Genomic DNA, 18,996 nt, shown 5'->3' on the forward strand with positions numbered 1-18,996 from the left:
CCTCCGCGTCCCTAAATTCTCTATATTAATATTCAGTCGTAACGATTGGTGTGCCAACCGTAACGGTATGTTTTCCGCCCATTCCTGCACTTCTAAGTGCAATTTGCAAATTCATTTTATGTTTCGAGGTCATAATGTACTCTTCCCACTCATCTGTAAACGCAGAAATAGAAACGAAATTTGGCTCAACTACATGTTCTACTGATCTTGCTTGAAATTCATTTAATAACTGATTTGCTTTTTTTTGCAAAACAATATTCATATTATCATCTAAGTGACCATTTAGACAAGTAAAAATAACTACTTTTTCTTGGAATATCCCAAGTGTCTCCCGTTCAAACTGTTCATATGTATCATTCCAGCTATCCGGTGTCTCTAGACTCATTTGCTCATATAATAAATACGAAGTTGGATTGTGTTTTTTGAGGGTTGTGACAAGCTGCAGTCTAAAAGAAGTACGATTTTTTTTGTCAGTATATGTGCCAATTGCCTTTATCATTTTATCTTCCCGTGCAATCACCCAATCATATTGACGATACTCTGATTTTAAACGTTGCACTTTTTGATAAAATTCTTTTTCGGTCAGTGACATGTTTTGTTTTGCATGCAATGTCCACTTATCTATTGACACATCTTGGCGTTCCATCCCCTCTGCCATCTGTGCTAACGGCGTTAATTCACTCGCATGAATGGTATGGAAAACAGCAATGACGAAGCTTAACATGACGGAAATGATAATAGCGTGGCTTACTTGTTTTTTCTTCATGTTCATCTCTCCCCCTTATCCCCAGTTTTACCGGAGGCAAGAGGCGCCATACGTAAAAATCTTCGTCAAAACTCGAGCTATTCGCCTCAACCCGCTTCTCCCAACCATTTAATAATGTTCAAAACCTATTAAAATAGATAGGGAAGCTGCTGTGAATAATTGAGATAATCTAAAAAGAAATTGGCAACGGCCGTTCCAATGGCAATTGTCAGCAAAATCATCAGGAGTCTTGCCTGCACGACTTTGCCTTTTTTGATTAACGGATCTATATTGACGGCTTGCAACGCCCACCAAGTCACTGCTATAAAAATCAGGTGAACGACAATGCCGATTGCAGCCTGCTGTCCCAATACACTCATCTATTACACTCCTTTCTCTGCGTTCATACCCTTTCTTATTATATAAGAAGCACAGATAAAGATGATACATTTTATACAGAACGGAATAATCACCCAAATCTAGGGCTAATCCCCGCTTAAAGTGCGATTCTTTTACATGGTATACTTTATTGGAAAGGAGCTGGCAAATGTGAATCATTCTTTTTTTCAGCCTGAAAAGCAATATGGTGAGGACCTGCCAATTTTTGATCAGGAATGGGAAGCAATTGCATTCTATTATGATTATAGACAGTCACAGATTGAAGAACTGAATGAATTGTGTCAGTTTTTTAACATTTCTCTTACCTATACGAGAGAAAGCCTTGAAGAGCTTGAAAACCTCTATTTTCAAAGTATACAAGAACTTTTGCTTGCTGATTGGAATCTTCCTATTGAAGAATTCGAGAAAATGATCAGTGTTTATCTTATAGATTGTGTGATTGCCCGCCATGAAGATGCTGAATGGGTTGTAAAACCTTATCCCTATAAAGACGGCGCTTATACACTTGGCTTTAGAAGACATCGCAAATCGTGGCATACAATGAATGCCTGTGATGGTTTATACCTGCGTCCAAAAGAGGATCGCCCGCTGTTATCGCTGTTTGATTCTCTTGTGCGTTCATAAAAAAATCCTTCTCTTTATGAGAAGGATTTTTTCTTATTTCCCTGCTACATCCAATCTGTTCAAAGCCCGCTGTAACGCAAGCTCAGCCCGACGAATGTCAGTATCATCTGATTGAGAATTCAAACGCTCCTGCGCCCGCTGGCGTGCAGCTTCAGCGCGCTCTTTATCGATGCCTTCTGCTGTCTCGGCAGCCTGGGCAAGGATGGTGACCTGATCAGGACGGACTTCGACAAATCCGCCGCTGACGGCAACCATTTCAGTCTGCCCGTCTTTTTTCAGACGGACAGCGCCGATTTTAAGAGGAGCCACGGTTGGAATATGGCCTGGCAAAATACCGAGATCGCCGCTTTCGGCTCTCACACTCACCATTTCGATATCCGCATCGTATACTGGGCCGTCGGGAGTAACGATATTGACTTTAACGGTCTTCATGCTTTTACCCTCCTAGGACCAGATTAAACTTCTACACCCATTTCTTTTGCTTTCTCAACAACTTCTTCGATACGGCCTACAAGACGGAATGCATCTTCTGGAAGATGGTCATATTTACCGGCTAAGATTTCTTTGAAGCCTTGTACCGTCTCTTTTACAGGCACGTAAGATCCTTTTTGTCCAGTGAACTGTTCAGCCACGTGGAAGTTCTGAGAAAGGAAGAACTGGATACGGCGTGCGCGGTGAACGACAAGTTTGTCTTCCTCGCCTAATTCATCCATACCGAGAATCGCAATGATATCCTGAAGCTCTTTGTAACGCTGAAGCGTTGACTGTACTTCACGCGCAACTGCATAATGCTCTTCTCCGACAATTTCAGGAGCAAGGGCGCGTGATGTAGATGCCAACGGATCAACCGCAGGGTAAATACCCATTTCAGTTAATTTACGCTCAAGGTTTGTTGTCGCATCCAAGTGAGCGAACGTTGTCGCCGGCGCCGGGTCAGTGTAGTCATCGGCAGGCACGTAGATCGCCTGGATAGATGTAACTGATCCAACGTTCGTAGACGTGATACGCTCTTGGAGCTGACCCATCTCAGTTGCAAGCGTCGGCTGATAACCAACCGCTGAAGGCATACGGCCAAGAAGGGCTGAAACCTCTGAACCCGCTTGTGTGAAACGGAAAATGTTATCGATGAAGAACAGTACGTCCTGTCCTTGTACATCACGGAAGTGCTCAGCCATTGTAAGGCCTGTCAAAGCAACACGCATACGTGCGCCCGGCGGCTCGTTCATTTGTCCGAATACCATGGCTGTTTTGTTGATTACGCCAGAGTCACTCATTTCGTAGAAAAGGTCGTTCCCTTCACGAGTACGCTCTCCTACGCCGGCGAATACAGAGATACCGCCGTGCTCTTGCGCGATGTTGTTGATTAATTCCTGGATTAATACGGTTTTACCTACACCGGCACCACCGAACAATCCGATTTTACCGCCCTTAATGTAAGGAGCAAGCAAATCAACAACCTTAATACCTGTTTCAAGAATTTCAACTTCTGTTGAAAGCTGATCGAATGAAGGCGCCTGTCTGTGAATCGGATCCTTTTTCGCATCCGCAGGAACCGGCTCATTCAAATCAATATTTTCTCCGAGAACGTTAAATACACGTCCAAGTGTTACATCACCAACCGGTACTGAGATTGGCGCTCCTGTATCTACAGCTTCCATACCGCGCTGAACACCATCTGTAGATGCCATTGCGATTGTACGGACTGTATCATCACCTAAATGAAGAGCGACCTCAAGCGTTAAATCAATACCTACTTCGTTTTCACTTGCAGCTGGCTGTGAAATTTTAATCGCATTATAAATTTCAGGCAAGTGACCGTCTTCAAAACGCACGTCGACGACCGGTCCTAATACCTGGCTAACGCGTCCTTTCTTCATCGCTATCCCTCCTGACAAAATCTTTCTATTCTAAAGCGGCTGCTCCGCCGACAATTTCCGTAATTTCTTGTGTGATGGCTGCTTGGCGAGCGCGGTTGTAAGAAAGCGAAAGTGAATCGATAAGTTCCTTCGCGTTGTCTGTCGCATTTTTCATCGCCGTCATTCTTGCAGCGTGCTCACTTGCTTTACTGTCAAGAAGCGCACCGAAGATTAAGCTTTCTGCATATTGAGGAAGCAAAACCTCCAGAACCTCCTCTTCAGATGGTTCAAATTCATAAGACGCCGTTCTTTTTCCGCCGCCGCTGCCCAAATCAGATAACGGCAGAAGTTTTTTCTCCGTTACTTCTTGAGTAATGGCGCTGACAAAATGGTTATAAACAAGGTGCAATTCATCAAACGCACCGTCTATAAACATTTGGATCGTTTGACGGGCAAGATCTTTAATTTCTGTAAACGTTACTTCATCCCCAAGTCCTGTTAACTCGGAAATGATCGGAATCTCCCGTTTCTTAAAGAAATCACGGCCCACTCTTCCGATGGCAATCACCGCATACTCATCCTTAGACTGATGACGTTCTTGCATGGCCTGATAAGCACTCCGTAAAACCGAACTGTTAAAAGCGCCGGCAAGACCGCGGTCAGACGTAATGACAAGGTATGCCGTTTTTTTCACTTCTCTGCTGAGAAGCATCGGATGCTTTACGTTGCCGGAAACTCTTCCGACGTTTGACACAACCTCTTGGATTTTATCCATATATGGCACAAATGATTTTGCATTGTTTTCAGCACGATTCAGCTTAGCCGCAGATACCATCTGCATGGCTTTTGTAATCTGACTTGTTTTTTTCGTTGACGTGATCCTTGACTTAATATCGCGTAATGAGGCCAAAGATTTCACCACCTTTTCTCTTCATCTGCGTAAAAAGAGAGAAAAAGAGAACCTTTTTCTCTCATCAGCATTCGAGTTAGTTGCTTGGTGCAAATGTGCGTTTGAAGCCTTCGATTGCAGCATTGAAGTCTTCATCAGCAGGAAGGTTTCCTGTTTTCGCAATTCCGTCAAGCAGGTCTTTATGGTTTTGGTCAAGGTACATGTAGTACTCTTCTTCAAAACGTCTGATATCCGCCACAGGAATATCATCGAGATATCCTTTTGTCAGCGCATAAAGAATGGCTACTTGCTTTTCAACCGGAAGCGGCTTGTTCAGATCCTGCTTCAGCACTTCAACTGTACGCGCACCGCGGTTCAGTTTTGCCTGAGTCGCTTGGTCGAGGTCAGAACCGAATTGAGCGAATGCTTCCAGTTCACGGTATGACGCAAGGTCAAGACGCAAAGTACCTGATACTTTTTTCATCGCTTTGATTTGCGCTGAGCCGCCGACACGGGATACAGACAATCCGGCATTGATCGCTGGACGTACGCCTGAGAAGAACAAATCAGATTGCAGGAAGATCTGTCCGTCGGTGATGGAAATGACGTTCGTCGGAATATAAGCAGAGATATCTCCGGCTTGTGTTTCTACGAACGGCAGAGCTGTAATTGATCCTGCGCCTTTCGCGTCGCTAAGCTTTGCTGCACGCTCAAGCAGACGGGAATGAAGATAGAATACATCCCCAGGGAACGCTTCACGGCCTGGCGGACGGCGAAGAAGCAAGGACAGCTCACGGTAAGCAGCCGCTTGTTTAGAAAGATCATCGTATACAACAAGAACGTGCTTGCCGCTGTACATAAATTCTTCTGCCATTGTAACCCCAGCATACGGTGCCAGGTACAGAAGCGGTGCCGGCTGTGACGCAGACGCCGTTACAACAATTGTATAATCAAGCGCGCCGTGTTTACGCAATGTTTCTACTACGCCGCGGACTGTTGATTCTTTTTGACCGATCGCAACATATACGCAGATCATGTCTTGGTCTTTTTGGTTCAGGATCGCATCGATCGCAACAGATGTTTTACCTGTTTGACGGTCACCGATGATCAGCTCACGCTGGCCGCGGCCGATTGGAATCAGTGCATCGATCGCTTTGATACCGGTTTGAAGCGGTTCATGAACGGATTTACGGTCCATAACGCCTGGTGCAGGGCTTTCAATCGGGCGAGTTTTGCTTGTAAGGATCGGGCCAAGTCCGTCTACCGGCTGGCCTAACGGATTTACAATACGGCCGATTAACTCTTCACCAACAGGAACCTCCATGATGCGGCCTGTTCTTTTTACTTCGTCTCCCTCACGGATCTCACTGAAAGGTCCTAAGATGACGATACCTACGTTTGATTCCTCAAGGTTTTGAGCCATACCCAAAACACCGTTTGAAAATTCGACAAGTTCACCGGCCATACAGTTGTCAAGGCCGTGCACACGTGCAATACCGTCACCGACTTGGATGACTGTACCTACGTCTTGAACTTCAATATCAGATTGATAATTTTGTATTTGCTGTTTTATCAGCGTGCTAATCTCTTCAGCTTTGATGCTCACTTAGGTTTCACCCCTTCTATCGATTTTCCCCGGCTAATTGACGTTCAATGCGCTGAAGCTTCCCGCTTACGCTGCCGTCATAAATCCGGTTTCCAATGCGGACTTTAATGCCGCCTATTAAATCCGTCTGCACTTCATTTCTGATTCTCAGTGAAGCGACTCCGGCTTTTTTTGCAAACACTTGTGATAATGGTAAAATTTCCGCATCCGTCAGCGGTTTCACTGAATATACGATTGCGTCTTCTGTTTGACGGGCCTCATTTGCGAGTTTGATAAACTCATCTGTGAGCTCAGGCACAATCGCGGCACGATGGCGGTCAATCAAAAGAAAAATCGTATTAAGCACGGACTGTGACAAAGAGCCAAATGCATTTTGGATCAGCTCTTTTTTCTTCGCAGCCGGCACCTTCGGATGGTTCAACACATCATTAAGCGCTTTTTCATTTTGAAATACTTGTTTTACAACAGTTAGCTCTTCTTCTACTTGATTCAGCTGAGCGGACTCATTGGCTATATCAAAAAGAGCTGATGCATATCGTTTAGAGACAGCTGATCCACTCATCGGCTTTCTCCTACCTCTTTAAGATAGTCCTGGATCAATTTCTCTTGCGCTTGTTCATCCAGTTCTTTTTCGATCACTTTCGACGCAATCATGACAGAAAGAGACGCTACTTGCTCACGGAGAGCAGAAACCGCCTGTTCTTTTTCCTTCACGATTTCAGTTCTTGCTGCTTCTTTCAGACGTTCAGATTCTGCACGTGCAGCCTGAATAATCTCTTCTTTTTGCTTCTCTCCCAGTTTCTTTGCGTTTTCGATAAGAGTTTGGGATTCTTGTCTTGCTTCTTTTAAAAGAACGCGCTGCTCTTCAATCAGCTGCTGCGCTTCTTTATTTTTTTCTTCAGCAGACGTAATTTCTCCAGCGATGTGGTCTTCACGCTGTTTCATTATGTTTAATAGCGGCCCTAAAGCGTATTTCTTCAGAAGCGCTAATAAGATTAACATAGCTAACAGTTGGAACAGGATATCTCCGCCGTTAAACGACAATCCTAGTTCAAGTGGTAATTGAGACATCTACTACGGCAACTCCCTTCTGCAGGTTTTTCTTTGCTGATCCAGCAGCCGCACTTGTCTCTTTTCAGCCGGCAAGGCGGGATGCTTATCAGACATAAAGCAATGGCGAAGGTTCTCTTGGAATGATCTTCGCCATTTTTAGTTCATATAAGGCTTTTATGCTTAGCCAAAGAACGCTAAGAATGCGATAACGACAGCGATAATAGGAAGGGCTTCAACTAATGCGATACCCATGAACATAAGAGTTCTCAGTTCTTTACCTGCTTCCGGCTGACGGGCAATCCCCTCTACCGTACGTGAAACAATCAAACCGTTACCAATACCTGCACCAAGTGCGCCTAAACCAATTGCAATCGCAGCTGCTATTAAATTCATGAAAAAGTTCCTCCTTTAAAATGTTATCCGTTTGGATATAATGTTTTAATGATCATGACTGATTTTATGAGACATGTACACCATCGTCAGCATTGTAAAGATAAATGCCTGGATAGCACCAATAAATAAACTGAATGCTTGCCATGCCAGCATCGGCAGAATGGCACCGATTGTACCGAGAAGACCGAGAGCCACGCTTTGCGAATAATGGCTTGTTGCTAATCCCGCAAGTAGGCCGAGAAGAATCTCACCGGCGAAGATGTTACCATACAGCCGCAAACCTAGAGTCAGCGTATTCGCAAACTCTTCGATGATTTTCATCGGGAGCATGAATGGAACAGGTCTTAAATAGTCTTTGGAATATTCCTTGAGCCCTTTCATCTTCACACCATAGTAGTGGGTTAAAGCAACAACCATCACGGCTAGCGTTAATGTAATGGCAGGATCGGCTGTCGGAGACTTCCACCAGAGCTCATGTCCGATTGTAATAGAGAACGGCAGCCCCAGCATATTCGACACAAATATGTACATCAGCAATGTGACACCAAGTGCCAAGAAGTTAGCCCCTGTTTTTAAATCCATTGTACTGCCAATAATATTGCGGACGAAATCAACAATCCATTCCATAAAGTTCTGGGCTTTTCCGGGACGGATCGAAAGCGTTCTTGTCGTCAATATAGCAATCAATAAAACAATCACACTCGCCACAGTAATCATCAGAATGTTTGTCAGATTAAAAGTAAGACCTAGAAATTCTATAGTTCTGTAACCATGATTCAAAGGGTTTTCACCTCTCTTCCATTGATGAACGTTTAAGCTGGATAAAGGAATCTATCATAATGACAGGGTATATTGTCATTAATCCAATAACTGTACTTGCCATATGAAAATACACGGGATTTTTATAGGCAACAGCCACAGCAAGAATCGCATTGCACCACCGCGCTGCGCTCCCGAGAGATCGTATGGACTTTCCTTTCTCAACAGCTCTGTCAAAAGCATTCATTCTTCTGACGAGCAGTAAAAAATTAAACAAACTGAAAACAGTTCCCAGAATAAGGCCTAAAAAAACGGTTTTATACGCTGTTAAACCATAACCCAGTACATACACTGCCAAAATGAACAATAAATATTTGCGTTGTCTGCTAAATGTAAGCTTGGGATCGTCCATCAATTATCTGTCTCCTGATGAAAAAATAATGTATAGCTTGGATACGGCAAAAATCAGCGGTTAACCCTTAGTAGAAGACCTTTTTTGACCGGCAAAACGGGCCTGTTCGAAAAAATCATTCATCCGCAAGCCTTGCAGGGATGCTGTTTCATTCGCTTAAATAAATCCTCATAATACGGGTTTGCTGAGAGGATTTACATTGAGGATGAGGACTATAATGAAAGCTATGAAAACCTTCTCATAATACCCTCGTTTAGCATACAATAGCCCCTAACATGTGTCAATCTGTTTAAAGTTAAAAAACTTTTTATACTTTACGTCTCCACAGAATGTTCACATTTTCACCTATAATTGTATACAGATTCACCGAATAGCAAAAAACTGGATAAAAAAATGAAACCCCCTTTTGGGGATTTCATTTTTTATTTTGTTCCAAACATGCGGTCACCCGCATCTCCGAGACCTGGAACAATATATCCTTTTTCATTTAATTTTTCATCTAGCGCCGCAATGTAAATATCAACGTCCGAATGATGCTTCTGCAATTCTTCCACACCCTCCGGCGCTGCTACAAGACACATGAAACGGATATTTTTCGCACCGCGTTTTTTAAGGCTGTGAATGGCTTCAACTGCGGAACCGCCTGTAGCGAGCATCGGGTCAACCACGATGAATTCACGTTCTTCCACATCAGAAGGAAGCTTGACATAGTATTCCACGGGTTTTAAGGTTTCTGGATCACGGTAAAGACCGACATGTCCCACTTTTGCCGCAGGAATCAGCTTTAAAATGCCGTCAACCATTCCCAATCCTGCTCTGAGGATAGGAACCACTCCGAGTTTTTTCCCTGAGATGACTTTCGATTTCGCAGCCTGAACCGGTGTATTGATATCCACTTCTTCCAGAGGAAGATCGCGGGTAATTTCAAATGCCATGAGTGTAGCCACTTCATCTACTAACTCTCTAAAATCCTTCGTACCTGTATTTTCATTCCGTATATATGTCAGCTTATGCTGAATTAAAGGATGATCAAATACATAAACCTTTCCCATACTGTGTTTCAGCTCCTTTTTTATTGTCCCATCAACAATTACACACTTCTATTGATTCTACAAAAAAAGACATTGAGTTTCAAGAACATCGTCAAAAAACCCGCCGGGCATAAGCCCAAGCGGGTTTTAGGATCTTAATAATCTAATTCTTTATATAAAGGAAATTTATCAGTCAGAGCAGCTACACGCTGTCTTGCTTCTTCAAGTTTTCCTTCATCTTCGTGGTTTTTCAATGCAAGCGCAATGATAGCACCAACTTCTTCTAAAGCGTCTCCGTCAAAACCGCGGCTAGTTACAGCAGCTGTACCAAGACGGATGCCGCTTGTTACGAAAGGTTTTTCAGGATCATATGGAATCGCGTTTTTGTTAGACGTAATACCGATTTCATCAAGTACATGCTCCGCAACCTTACCAGTCAGTCCGAGCGAACGAAGGTCAACAAGGATAAGGTGGTTGTCTGTTCCGCCTGAAACGAGCTGGATGCCCTCTTTCGTTAAGGCTTCAGCCAGACGTTTCGCGTTTGAAATGACGTTTTGTGCATATGTTTTGAAATCGTCGTGCAATACTTCACCGAATGAAACAGCTTTTGCGGCAATAACGTGCATCAGCGGGCCGCCTTGAATTCCAGGGAAGATCGATTTATCAATTTTCTTGCCAAACTCTTCACGGCAAAGGATCATACCGCCTCGAGGACCGCGAAGTGTTTTATGTGTTGTTGTTGTAACGAAATCAGCGTAAGGAACCGGGTTTGGATGAAGGCCTGCCGCAACAAGTCCTGCGATATGTGCCATATCCACCATGAAGTAAGCGCCGACTTCATCAGCAATTTCACGGAATTTCTTAAAGTCGATTGTACGAGGATACGCACTTGCTCCTGCTACGATAAGCTTCGGTTTATGAGCGAGGGCTTTTTCACGCACGTCATCGTAATCAATATATTGAGTTTCTTTATCTACGCCGTACTCAACAAAGTTATATTGAACACCGCTGAAGTTGACTGGGCTTCCGTGTGTTAAATGGCCGCCGTGGGAGAGGTTCATCCCAAGTACAGTATCGCCTTGCTCCAAAATCGTGAAGTACACTGCCATGTTTGCTTGCGCGCCTGAATGAGGCTGAACGTTTACATGCTCCGCTCCAAAGATTTCCTTCGCGCGGTCACGAGCGATATCTTCAACGACATCGACGTGCTCGCATCCGCCGTAGTAGCGTTTGCCCGGATATCCTTCTGCGTACTTATTTGTCAAAACAGATCCTTGTGCTTCCATAACCGCTTCACTTACAAAGTTCTCAGAAGCAATCAATTCGATCTTAGTCTGTTGGCGTTCACGCTCATTTTTAATGGCGTTAAACACTTGTTCGTCTTGCGCAGGTAAATGTTTCATCAGCGAGATCCTCTCCTATCCGTATCCTGTTCTTTGTTTTTACCATCACTATTGTACATGGTTTTTAAGGCCGATGTAAAAGATTATTTTTAAAAAATCTAAATTTTTATTGGTAAAAACGAATATTAATAACTTAAATTTAATTTAAAGTTCGGAATTTATTTCACTGTCTTAAAATAAAAGAAAAGACTGGCTATGCAGTCCTTTCATTCGCACTCATAAACCGCCCGCACTCCGCCGATTAGTTTCGGCCGTGTACGCGCCAATGTCACATGAGCTGAACCGAGGCTGTTTTGAGAGACACGCACAGGGACAGCCACCGGCTTCAGATGCATGCCGATAAACGTATCGCCTATATCAATTCCGGCGTCAGCCTGAATGGTTTCAACAAGAACAGGAGACTTCATCTGCTTAAACGCATAAGACGCCATCGCGCCGCCCGCTTTTGGAACGGGCACGGCAGAAACGGTTGGAAGCCTGAACAGCTTGGCTGTTTCTGCTTCGACGACAAGCGCTCTGTTTAAATGCTCGCAGCATTGAAACGCCAGATGGATTCCCGTTTTTTCCCGAAGCTCGGCAAGTCCGCTGTAGATGCTTTCAGCGATATCTACACTGCCCGATGTGCCGATCCGGCTGCCGGCCACTTCACTCGTGCTGCATCCAAGGACGAAGAGCTGATCTTGTTTCAATTCCGCTTGGTCCTGAAACTCAGACAGCATCGTCTTCCACGTTTGTTTCAACTCATTCATTAAACAGCACCCCTACAGGTTTTTCTCTTCATAATCTGAGATTTTTCCAATACGCGTTTGGTGTCTTCCCCCGGTAAACTCAGTAGTCAGCCAGATTTTTGCGATTTCCCGAGCCAAACCAGGTCCGATCACCCGTTCACCCATCGCAAGGATGTTTGTGTCATTATGCTCCCTCGTTGCCTTCGCGCTGAAGGTATCGTGCGCCAGCGCGCAGCGAATCCCTTTTACTTTATTAGCGGAAATGCTCATGCCGATGCCTGTCCCGCAAATTAAAATGCCTCTGTCAACTTCGCCGCTAACCACTTTTTCGGCCACCGGAAAAGCATAATCCGGATAATCGACAGAGCCGCTGCCGCAGTCACAGCCCATATCAATATATTCAATTTGCAATTCGTCCATTAACTCTTTGATTTCATTTCGAATGTGAACGCCGCCATGATCCGATGCAATGGCTACTTTCATCTGCTTTTCCTCCCAGCGTGTGTGATGCGGCCCGCCCGCTTTATTGACCGCGCAGCCTGTCCGCTCTTTGACTCACACCATATGATGTGCTTTTCACTATATTCTACTCCTTCACGCAGGATTTGCAAATGACCTGTTTACAGATTTTCTGACAACTTATCTGCGGTCTTTTTTCAGCTGTTTTGCCAGCTGCCGAAGAAGCTCTTCAAGCTCATCTCGCGTTTGTTTATAGATGTCAATTGAGCCGCCGAACGGATCGATGACATCACCATGGCTGCCTGTGACATATTCTTTTAACGTAAACACTTTATCACGATAACGTCCAAATTGGCTGGCAATGATCTGCTTGTGCTGATGGGTCATAGCCAGAACCAAATCAGCCGACTCCATATGTTCTTCAGTTAATGGAGAAGACACATGATTAAGGGCAATGTGTTTTTCAAACAGCGCTTCGACTGCATGAGGCGTCGCTTTCCCATTAGGTGAAGCAAACACGCCTGCCGAGCGGACATTGACATTCAGCCCTTCCATTTCTGCAATTGATTTAAAAAGCGCCTCAGCCATTGGGCTGCGGCACGTATTTCCAGTACAGACAAAAATAATATCCATGTCAGTCACCCCTTATTTTTCTCTATTATATATGAAGAAAAAAGAAACGGCGACTTCGTTTCTTTTATTGGTATATTAAATTGGCAAAAGCAGCTTTAATCCAAACACGATTAATATGATGCCCCCGAGCGCTTCGCTGTATGTGCCAAGCCATGACTGCACTTGTTTTCCGACCAGCAGGCCCAGCCATGTCAACATCATGCTGAACAGCCCGAACAGGGTAATTGTGAGGAGCGGATGCGAGCCGTATATCCCCAAGCTCAAGCCGACGGAAAAGCTGTCAAGGCTGACGCCGATGGCAAACAGCAATAAGCCCGGCCCTGCCGGTGACATGAATCGTTCTTCTGACTGTTTAAAAGAGGCCATAAGCATTTGAACCCCAAGAACAAAAAGCAGCGCCCCACCGATATAAACCGCTAACACGCCGAGGAGCCCTGACAGCATGTTACCGGCCGCCATCCCTGCGAGAGGCATGATGACGTGAAAGAGGCCGATGATGAAACCAATATAGAATATCTGCTTCTTTCTAAGTTTGACCATGCCCATTCCAAGGCCGACAGAAAAAGCATCCATCCCTAAAGCAAACGCCATGATGCTTAATGTAATCAGTTCGCCTATAAACAAATCCGACATACATAAATAACCCCCTTGGACACGCCCCGCTTTTTTAGCCTATGCGTGTCCAAAAAGGGTTAGAACATCTGACTGCTTTCAGCGAATCACTCTTCCTCCGGCGGCTTTCATCAGCCTGTTCATAATAGCAAGACCGACACCTGTATCCGGAAAGGATTCCGCTATAATGAAATCCACCTTATTCTCATCAAAGCTGCGCAAAGCATCATACAGCCCTGCCGCAACAGTCTCAAGCTGAGCCCGTCTTCCGCAGCTCTTCACATAATCAGCGGAATAAACGCCCGCGTTTTCTTCTGTCGTCAGGACACCGACCCGTCTTCCGCCCTGTTGATATTCTTGAATGAGGTGCTGAATGCGCTCTGGGCTGCCTTCGCAAATGGCAAGAGGCGCTGTCGGCGCATAATGTGTATATTTCATCCCTGGAGAAATCGGCTTCTCGTTTTGGTCGCTGAGCCCTTTATCCACATGAATCGGCCCGATCACCGCTTCAATTTGTTCCTTCGTAATGCCGCCCGGACGCAGGAGAACAGGGATGTCGTCCGCACATGAAAGCACGGTTGATTCGACCCCGATTCCGGTAGGGCCTCCATCCATAATACCGGCTATGCGGCCATCCAAGTCGTGTGCCACATGCTCTGCTTTTGTGGGACTTGGCTTGCCTGATAGATTGGCGCTCGGTGCTGCAATCGGCAGTCCCGATTCGCGAATCAATGCAAGGGCAAGCGGATGATCCGGCATTCTAATGGCAACCGTTTCAAGACCTGCCGTTACACGAGGTGAAAGCGCACCAGGTTTGCAAGGCAGTATGAGCGTAAGTGCTCCCGGCCAAAACCGTTTCATCAATGTTTTCGCCTTTTCCGGCGCTGGGCCCGTTAAATCCTCAAGCTGGCTGATATCCGCAATGTGGACAATCAGGGGATTATCGCTCGGCCGCCCTTTCGCCTCATATATTTTTTTGACGGCATCCGTATTTTTTGCGTTTGCGCCTAGGCCATATACTGTTTCTGTCGGAAAGGCAACGACCTCATTTTCTCGGAGCAAAGCGGCTGCTTGTGCAATTTGTGGATCATTTGTGGATAACTCGTCAGTTACATCCACAAACCATCTTTTCGTTTTCATTTCTGACCAAACTCCTTATTCACAACAATAAAACGATTGTTTTACGCGTGTAATCCTTTTGAAAGTATAAAAGATGTCCTGTAATAAAACAAGCGTTATCCACAAATTGTGGACAACGCTAATGAAGAAGTGGATAAGTATGTGTATAAACTGCACTTATCCAGACGCTTTTTTCATCAAAACGGCTCCTTCTGTTTGCCGCGATTCACAGAAGTGATCAGAAGAAAACAGCTCCTCCGGTACACTCTCAGCTCTTTCAAAACCCATGGCCGTCAAAAAGTCCGCAGAGGAATGCTGATTTGCTACTAGGTACACGGTTTTGATCTGATGCTTTTCGCACAGCACCTCCATGCTTTGAAAAAGCGTGACGATGTGGCCTTGGTGAAGCTTGTCCGATATGACAAGTGATCGCAGCAGCCCCTGGTCACAGCTTATTTTTTCAATACCGAGGCATCCGGCAATGTTTTTCTCACTGTCCTCCAGCATAAGAAATTGAGTGAAGCCTTCTTTCACGCCTTCATAGCTGGTTTTTGCCTGTTTTAAAAATGCCTCGAGCACATCTCCGTCTTTTTCCCTTGCCACCCGCAGTTGATAAAACATCCGTTCACCCCGTTTTTGCGTTCTTTCTTCCAATCTATGAGGCAAATCTATTTTTAGACCAGATGATTAGGAAAAAAGGTCGGAAATCCATTCGACTAAAAAGAATTTCACTTCTGTGCCGTCTTCTTTTTCTTCGTTCTCTTCTTTTTTGGCTTTTTCCGCTTTAGCGGTTACGTCCTCAAGCACTTTTTCAGTCTGCTTTTTTGAGGCTTCTTTATCTTCTTGTTCTTTGACGGCTTCCCCGTTAGAAAAATCGAGAAAGCAGAGGGGCGGGAACAGCACACACCACCAGTTGGCGCCGTCTCCGTTTCCAAGCGTAATCAAAATCGCTTCATACTCACCGGCAGGATATACCATGTTGCCGTAAAGCTTTGTCGGAAACGAGATTTTGTCAAAATCAACGGATATCGACTGATTCGCTCCTTCTTTCTCCATTGTTTCCTTTGCAATTGCTTTGATTTCAGGCAGCTTTGAACGAATCACGCGACGCGCTTCTTCAATAGAAGTAATATCCTTTACCCAAGTTGTGATTTCTTTATTCACCGCGTCTCTTATATGACGTTTTAATTGCTGGTCTTGATCACTATCGCTGTTTGCCAATATTCTCAAACGAATCGCCTGATCCGGTATGACCACCGGCTGATTTTCCGATTTCTGTGCCGTCTCTTCTTTTGCCAGCCCTACGAGCGCTCCAGATAATAAAAGAAAGATATATATACAAATGATTACTGTTTTTTTCATCGGTCCCCACCGTTCCTCTCCGTGCTTTGTTTCTAGCCCTATTATGGACAAGGAGAGCCGGGGGTAAACGTGCAGGGTGAAAAAAATCTAGCAAGCTGTTAATCTTATTTATGGTACGATAGTGTTTTAGGAGGTTTAAGATGAAATACAATTATACAGTGCTGTTATCAGCATTCACGATGTCCGTTCTTTATTCAGTAATTTATATTCATTCATTTATCATTGCCGCTCTCATCACAATGGCATTTTATTTTCTGTTTCCTTATTTGATCTTCGCACTGCCGCTTCAAATCATGATGAATAAAAAGCCGAAACGGTTCAGCCCTTTGTATCTGCTGTATTACCTTGCCGCTGCTTTTATTGCCAACGCGATCATTTTCGGCGTGCTTCAGCCTTCGGGACAATCTTTGTTTCAAAATACAGCCTTCTATCTTTTCGCTGTATTAACAGCTCTTATCTATTGGATATGGGATTCTGTTTTACTGCAAAAAAAGGAAGCCTAAGAGGCTTCCTTTTTTATTAAAACAAAATCGTCAGCAAATAACATAGAATGGAAGGTATCGCCGCAACAAAGAAAGCGGCCGCCATTTTCATGCGAGATGTACGGCCTTCTTTGGTTTCTGAATGGTAGTTTGCCCGCTGATCGCTTCCGCTTACAGCCAAACCCGATGTAATGATCGCGAGCCCCACTAAAGCGAGAGACGCAACGCCAAAAATCGCTTCATATGAAAGAGCCTGCGGAAAAATGGTGCCAATCATGCTCTCAATCGCAATGAGCAGGATTCCTGCTGTCAGGGCCTTTTTCATGTTTACATCCCCTTTGCTGGTGTTAAACAGCTTGATCCATTCACTCGCCAGCAAGCTGCTTATTTATTTTTATGAATCAGAGCGCATATGGTTCTGTCTTTTCCATTAATATCTTTCAGCACTTCCACTTCCGCCCCCTTAAACGCCTTGAGGATCAGGTCTTTGACCGCCGCTCCCTGTTTCCAGCCGATTTCAAAAACAACAAATACTTTATCCTTCATGACAAGCGGAATGTCTTCCATAAACCGCTTATAAAATTTCAGCCCGTCTCCGCCATCGGTGAGTGCGTGCAGCGGCTCATGAAAACGGACAATTTCCGATAAATCAGCCATTTCTTCCTCTGAAATATATGGCGGGTTTGAGACAATGATATCCGCTTTTTTTCCCGCCTTAATAAAAGGCTCAAGCAGATCGCCCTGATAAAAGCGCACATTCGCTCCAAGTTTTTCTGCATTGGCAGAGGCGACTTGCAGCGCCTCTTTCGAAATATCGACCGCCGACACAGAAAAGCTTTGGTTTTCAAGCGCAAGCGTGACGGCTATTGCGCCGCTCCCTGTACCAACGTCAACAACTTCGAGCTTGCCGTCTTCAGAAAAAACACTCCGATATTTTTCAAGCAAATGAAAGACAACTTCTTCAGTTTCCGGCCGCGGGATCAGCACATCATCATTCACCATAAATTCCCGTCCATAAAAAAACTCTTTTCCTATAATGTATTGAACCGGCACGCCCTCTTTATGCATCTCAACGTGACGCTTAAAGCGATACAGTTCGTCTTCACCAATCGGTTCCTGTAAGCTTGCGAGCAGTTTGCTTCTCTCCATTCCGGTATCATAAAGCAATAGGAGCTCGGCAGCATTTTCTTCTCTTCCCGCTTCGGTTAAATAAGAAGAAGCCCATTTCAGGGCTTCGAATATCGTCTTCATCTTAACCTTCCGACTGCTGAAGCTTGCTTGCCTGATCTTCAACAATCAGCGCTTCAACCACTTCGTCAAGTTTTCCTTCAAGAATCTGATCAAGCTTTTGAATCGTCAAACCGATTCTGTGATCCGTCACACGGTTTTGCGGGAAGTTGTATGTGCGGATACGTTCAGAGCGGTCGCCTGATCCGACTGCTGATTTCCGTGTTTGATCATATTCAGCCTGGGCTTCCTGCTGAAATTTATCATAGATTCTGGCACGGAGAACCTTCATTGCTTTTTCTTTGTTCTTAATTTGAGATTTTTCGTCCTGGCATGATACAACAACACCTGTCGGCAAGTGAGTCAGACGAACCGCAGACATTGTTGTGTTAACGCTTTGTCCGCCCGGTCCGCTTGAAGCAAACGTATCGACACGGATATCCTTCTCATGAATGTCAACCTCTACCTCTTCTGCCTCAGGAAGACATGCTACTGTTGCAGTGGATGTATGGATACGGCCGCCGGATTCCGTTTCCGGAACACGCTGCACGCGGTGGGCGCCGTTTTCATATTTGAGTTTAGAATACGCGCCGCTTCCTGTAATCATAAAGATGATCTCTTTGTAGCCGCCCGTTCCGGTTACATTCGCTTCCATGACCTCTGTTTTCCAGCCCTGAAGCTCGGCATAACGGGAATACATTCTGTACAGGTTGCCCGCGAATAAAGCAGCTTCCTCGCCTCCCGCGGCCCCGCGGATCTCCATGATAACGTTTTTGTCATCATTAGGATCTTTCGGGATCAGGAGCACTTTCAGCCGTTCTGACAGTGTTTCCGTTTCCTTCTGAAGTTCAGAAATCTCTTCCTTCACCATGTCGCGCATCTCAGCGTCCAGCTTCTCTTCAAGCATCGCTTTTGCATCAGCCAGCTGTTCTGACGCATCTCTGTATTGTCTATATACGTCAACTGTTTCTTGTATATCAGATTGCTCTTTTGAATATTCTCTTAGCTTTTTCGGATCGTTGACTACTTCTGGATCGCTCAAAAGCTCATTTAATTTCTCGTATCGTTCTTCAATTGATTTTAAACGGTCTAACACGGTCTTCACCTCTGTTTTCCTGTGCGTAACATTCTCATTATAGTATAGTGATTAACCCCAGTCAAAAGCATTTCAATCCCAGCTGGAAAAGCTCCCTCTGCTATACTG

At 44.9% G+C, this 18,996-nt stretch carries 25 protein-coding genes; 2 read left to right on the forward strand and 23 right to left on the reverse strand.

The genetic code is table 11. The features are described from left to right. Positions 1 to 25: 25 nt before the first annotated feature. Positions 26 to 766: a YwmB family TATA-box binding protein gene (locus tag NSU05_RS18615; RefSeq protein WP_015483817.1), complete on the reverse strand. Its 741-nt coding sequence runs from the start codon at positions 764 to 766 to the stop codon at positions 26 to 28. A 128-nt stretch (positions 767 to 894) separates the two neighbouring features. Next, a complete protein-coding gene (locus tag NSU05_RS18620; protein ID WP_003227691.1) occupies positions 895 to 1,125 on the reverse strand; it encodes a DUF1146 family protein in 231 nt (76 codons plus the stop codon). Positions 1,126 to 1,294: 169 nt separating this feature from the next. On the opposite strand from NSU05_RS18620, the gene NSU05_RS18625 reads away from it, so the two are divergent. Then, positions 1,295 to 1,768 (forward strand): hypothetical protein, encoded by a 474-nt coding sequence (locus tag NSU05_RS18625; RefSeq protein ID WP_003243900.1) that lies wholly within the window; start codon positions 1,295 to 1,297, stop codon positions 1,766 to 1,768. 33 nt (positions 1,769 to 1,801) lie between these two features. On the opposite strand, the gene NSU05_RS18630 is transcribed toward NSU05_RS18625, so the two are convergent. The 18 genes from NSU05_RS18630 to spoIIR all read right to left on the reverse strand — a co-directional run bounded on the left by NSU05_RS18630 (position 1,802) and on the right by spoIIR (position 16,083). Next, positions 1,802 to 2,200, reverse strand: a complete 399-nt coding sequence (locus NSU05_RS18630) for a F0F1 ATP synthase subunit epsilon (protein ID WP_014478254.1) — start codon at positions 2,198 to 2,200, stop codon at positions 1,802 to 1,804. A gap of 23 nt (positions 2,201 to 2,223) precedes the next feature. Further along, complete coding sequence (atpD, locus tag NSU05_RS18635; protein ID WP_003227686.1) at positions 2,224 to 3,645, reverse strand: F0F1 ATP synthase subunit beta; 1,422 nt, start codon at positions 3,643 to 3,645, stop codon at positions 2,224 to 2,226. Positions 3,646 to 3,670: 25 nt separating this feature from the next. Further along, entirely contained in the window at positions 3,671 to 4,534 is an 864-nt protein-coding gene (gene atpG / locus NSU05_RS18640) for an ATP synthase F1 subunit gamma (protein WP_003244388.1), read from the reverse strand. A 76-nt stretch (positions 4,535 to 4,610) separates the two neighbouring features. Next, positions 4,611 to 6,119, reverse strand: coding sequence for a F0F1 ATP synthase subunit alpha (gene atpA / locus NSU05_RS18645; RefSeq protein ID WP_014481186.1), 1,509 nt, complete (start codon positions 6,117 to 6,119; stop codon positions 4,611 to 4,613). 16 nt (positions 6,120 to 6,135) lie between these two features. Further along, complete coding sequence (locus NSU05_RS18650) at positions 6,136 to 6,681, reverse strand: F0F1 ATP synthase subunit delta (protein WP_003227679.1); 546 nt, start codon at positions 6,679 to 6,681, stop codon at positions 6,136 to 6,138. Continuing rightward, positions 6,678 to 7,190: a F0F1 ATP synthase subunit B gene (atpF, locus tag NSU05_RS18655; protein WP_003244051.1), complete on the reverse strand. Its 513-nt coding sequence runs from the start codon at positions 7,188 to 7,190 to the stop codon at positions 6,678 to 6,680. Before atpF ends, NSU05_RS18650 begins: the two co-directional genes overlap by 4 nt. 162 nt (positions 7,191 to 7,352) lie before the next feature. After that, complete coding sequence (atpE, locus tag NSU05_RS18660; RefSeq protein ID WP_003151167.1) at positions 7,353 to 7,565, reverse strand: F0F1 ATP synthase subunit C; 213 nt, start codon at positions 7,563 to 7,565, stop codon at positions 7,353 to 7,355. Positions 7,566 to 7,610: 45 nt separating this feature from the next. Continuing rightward, entirely contained in the window at positions 7,611 to 8,345 is a 735-nt protein-coding gene (gene atpB / locus NSU05_RS18665) for a F0F1 ATP synthase subunit A (protein WP_038429776.1), read from the reverse strand. Positions 8,346 to 8,352: 7 nt separating this feature from the next. Then, on the reverse strand, positions 8,353 to 8,736 hold the full coding sequence (gene atpI, locus NSU05_RS18670) for an ATP synthase subunit I (RefSeq protein WP_038429777.1): 384 nt from the start codon (positions 8,734 to 8,736) through the stop codon (positions 8,353 to 8,355). Positions 8,737 to 9,158: 422 nt separating this feature from the next. Then, positions 9,159 to 9,788, reverse strand: coding sequence for a uracil phosphoribosyltransferase (gene upp / locus NSU05_RS18675; protein WP_003227670.1), 630 nt, complete (start codon positions 9,786 to 9,788; stop codon positions 9,159 to 9,161). Positions 9,789 to 9,922: 134 nt separating this feature from the next. Further along, positions 9,923 to 11,170: a serine hydroxymethyltransferase gene (gene glyA, locus NSU05_RS18680; RefSeq protein WP_038429778.1), complete on the reverse strand. Its 1,248-nt coding sequence runs from the start codon at positions 11,168 to 11,170 to the stop codon at positions 9,923 to 9,925. A 206-nt stretch (positions 11,171 to 11,376) separates the two neighbouring features. Next, the gene (locus tag NSU05_RS18685) at positions 11,377 to 11,919 is read right to left on the reverse strand and encodes a TIGR01440 family protein (RefSeq protein WP_003227667.1); all 543 of its coding nucleotides are present in this window, start codon (positions 11,917 to 11,919) and stop codon (positions 11,377 to 11,379) included. A 12-nt stretch (positions 11,920 to 11,931) separates the two neighbouring features. Continuing rightward, positions 11,932 to 12,381: a ribose 5-phosphate isomerase B gene (gene rpiB / locus NSU05_RS18690; RefSeq protein ID WP_003221910.1), complete on the reverse strand. Its 450-nt coding sequence runs from the start codon at positions 12,379 to 12,381 to the stop codon at positions 11,932 to 11,934. Between the two features lie 156 nt (positions 12,382 to 12,537). Next, positions 12,538 to 12,990, reverse strand: coding sequence for a protein arginine phosphatase PrpB (prpB, locus tag NSU05_RS18695; RefSeq protein ID WP_015384897.1), 453 nt, complete (start codon positions 12,988 to 12,990; stop codon positions 12,538 to 12,540). Between the two features lie 75 nt (positions 12,991 to 13,065). After that, complete coding sequence (locus NSU05_RS18700; RefSeq protein WP_003227661.1) at positions 13,066 to 13,623, reverse strand: manganese efflux pump MntP family protein; 558 nt, start codon at positions 13,621 to 13,623, stop codon at positions 13,066 to 13,068. 78 nt (positions 13,624 to 13,701) lie between these two features. Then, positions 13,702 to 14,742 (reverse strand): L-threonylcarbamoyladenylate synthase, encoded by a 1,041-nt coding sequence (locus NSU05_RS18705; protein WP_015251011.1) that lies wholly within the window; start codon positions 14,740 to 14,742, stop codon positions 13,702 to 13,704. A 156-nt stretch (positions 14,743 to 14,898) separates the two neighbouring features. Next, entirely contained in the window at positions 14,899 to 15,342 is a 444-nt protein-coding gene (locus NSU05_RS18710; protein ID WP_003244265.1) for a hypothetical protein, read from the reverse strand. A gap of 66 nt (positions 15,343 to 15,408) precedes the next feature. After that, positions 15,409 to 16,083, reverse strand: a complete 675-nt coding sequence (gene spoIIR / locus NSU05_RS18715; protein ID WP_003227654.1) for a stage II sporulation protein R — start codon at positions 16,081 to 16,083, stop codon at positions 15,409 to 15,411. Between the two features lie 140 nt (positions 16,084 to 16,223). Between spoIIR and NSU05_RS18720 the strand changes: the two genes are divergently transcribed. Then, positions 16,224 to 16,586, forward strand: coding sequence for a UPF0715 family protein (locus NSU05_RS18720; RefSeq protein WP_014478265.1), 363 nt, complete (start codon positions 16,224 to 16,226; stop codon positions 16,584 to 16,586). A 16-nt stretch (positions 16,587 to 16,602) separates the two neighbouring features. Here the strand turns inward: NSU05_RS18720 and NSU05_RS18725 are convergent, their stop codons facing one another. Genes NSU05_RS18725 through prfA form a run of 3 tightly spaced genes read right to left on the reverse strand, consistent with a single transcriptional unit; the run spans position 16,603 to position 18,888 of the window. Then, a complete protein-coding gene (locus tag NSU05_RS18725; protein WP_038429779.1) occupies positions 16,603 to 16,890 on the reverse strand; it encodes a DUF5316 family protein in 288 nt (95 codons plus the stop codon). 59 nt (positions 16,891 to 16,949) lie between these two features. Beyond that, the gene (prmC, locus tag NSU05_RS18730; RefSeq protein ID WP_003227647.1) at positions 16,950 to 17,816 is read right to left on the reverse strand and encodes a peptide chain release factor N(5)-glutamine methyltransferase; all 867 of its coding nucleotides are present in this window, start codon (positions 17,814 to 17,816) and stop codon (positions 16,950 to 16,952) included. A gap of 1 nt (position 17,817) precedes the next feature. After that, entirely contained in the window at positions 17,818 to 18,888 is a 1,071-nt protein-coding gene (gene prfA / locus NSU05_RS18735) for a peptide chain release factor 1 (protein ID WP_003227645.1), read from the reverse strand. Between the last annotated feature and the right edge of the window lie 108 nt (positions 18,889 to 18,996).

Source organism: Bacillus sp. EU52, assembly GCF_037964975.1.
In the GTDB taxonomy this organism is placed as follows: Bacteria; Bacillota; Bacilli; order Bacillales; family Bacillaceae; genus Bacillus; species Bacillus subtilis.

Bases quoted from the DNA above. Each gene is read 5' to 3' on its own strand.
- NSU05_RS18615 (WP_015483817.1), bottom strand. From the start codon at position 766: ATGAAGAAAAAACAAGTAAGCCACGCTATTATCATTTCCGTCATGTTA.
- NSU05_RS18620 (WP_003227691.1), bottom strand. From the start codon at position 1,125: ATGAGTGTATTGGGACAGCAGGCTGCAATCGGCATTGTCGTTCACCTG.
- NSU05_RS18630 (WP_014478254.1), bottom strand. From the start codon at position 2,200: ATGAAGACCGTTAAAGTCAATATCGTTACTCCCGACGGCCCAGTATAC.
- atpD (WP_003227686.1), bottom strand. From the start codon at position 3,645: ATGAAGAAAGGACGCGTTAGCCAGGTATTAGGACCGGTCGTCGACGTG.
- NSU05_RS18650 (WP_003227679.1), bottom strand. From the start codon at position 6,681: ATGAGTGGATCAGCTGTCTCTAAACGATATGCATCAGCTCTTTTTGAT.
- atpF (WP_003244051.1), bottom strand. From the start codon at position 7,190: ATGTCTCAATTACCACTTGAACTAGGATTGTCGTTTAACGGCGGAGAT.
- atpE (WP_003151167.1), bottom strand. From the start codon at position 7,565: ATGAATTTAATAGCAGCTGCGATTGCAATTGGTTTAGGCGCACTTGGT.
- atpI (WP_038429777.1), bottom strand. From the start codon at position 8,736: ATGGACGATCCCAAGCTTACATTTAGCAGACAACGCAAATATTTATTG.
- upp (WP_003227670.1), bottom strand. From the start codon at position 9,788: ATGGGAAAGGTTTATGTATTTGATCATCCTTTAATTCAGCATAAGCTG.
- glyA (WP_038429778.1), bottom strand. From the start codon at position 11,170: ATGAAACATTTACCTGCGCAAGACGAACAAGTGTTTAACGCCATTAAA.
- NSU05_RS18685 (WP_003227667.1), bottom strand. From the start codon at position 11,919: ATGAATGAGTTGAAACAAACGTGGAAGACGATGCTGTCTGAGTTTCAG.
- rpiB (WP_003221910.1), bottom strand. From the start codon at position 12,381: ATGAAAGTAGCCATTGCATCGGATCATGGCGGCGTTCACATTCGAAAT.
- prpB (WP_015384897.1), bottom strand. From the start codon at position 12,990: ATGGATATTATTTTTGTCTGTACTGGAAATACGTGCCGCAGCCCAATG.
- NSU05_RS18700 (WP_003227661.1), bottom strand. From the start codon at position 13,623: ATGTCGGATTTGTTTATAGGCGAACTGATTACATTAAGCATCATGGCG.
- NSU05_RS18705 (WP_015251011.1), bottom strand. From the start codon at position 14,742: ATGAAAACGAAAAGATGGTTTGTGGATGTAACTGACGAGTTATCCACA.
- NSU05_RS18710 (WP_003244265.1), bottom strand. From the start codon at position 15,342: ATGTTTTATCAACTGCGGGTGGCAAGGGAAAAAGACGGAGATGTGCTC.
- spoIIR (WP_003227654.1), bottom strand. From the start codon at position 16,083: ATGAAAAAAACAGTAATCATTTGTATATATATCTTTCTTTTATTATCT.
- NSU05_RS18720 (WP_014478265.1), top strand. From the start codon at position 16,224: ATGAAATACAATTATACAGTGCTGTTATCAGCATTCACGATGTCCGTT.
- NSU05_RS18725 (WP_038429779.1), bottom strand. From the start codon at position 16,890: ATGAAAAAGGCCCTGACAGCAGGAATCCTGCTCATTGCGATTGAGAGC.
- prmC (WP_003227647.1), bottom strand. From the start codon at position 17,816: ATGAAGACGATATTCGAAGCCCTGAAATGGGCTTCTTCTTATTTAACC.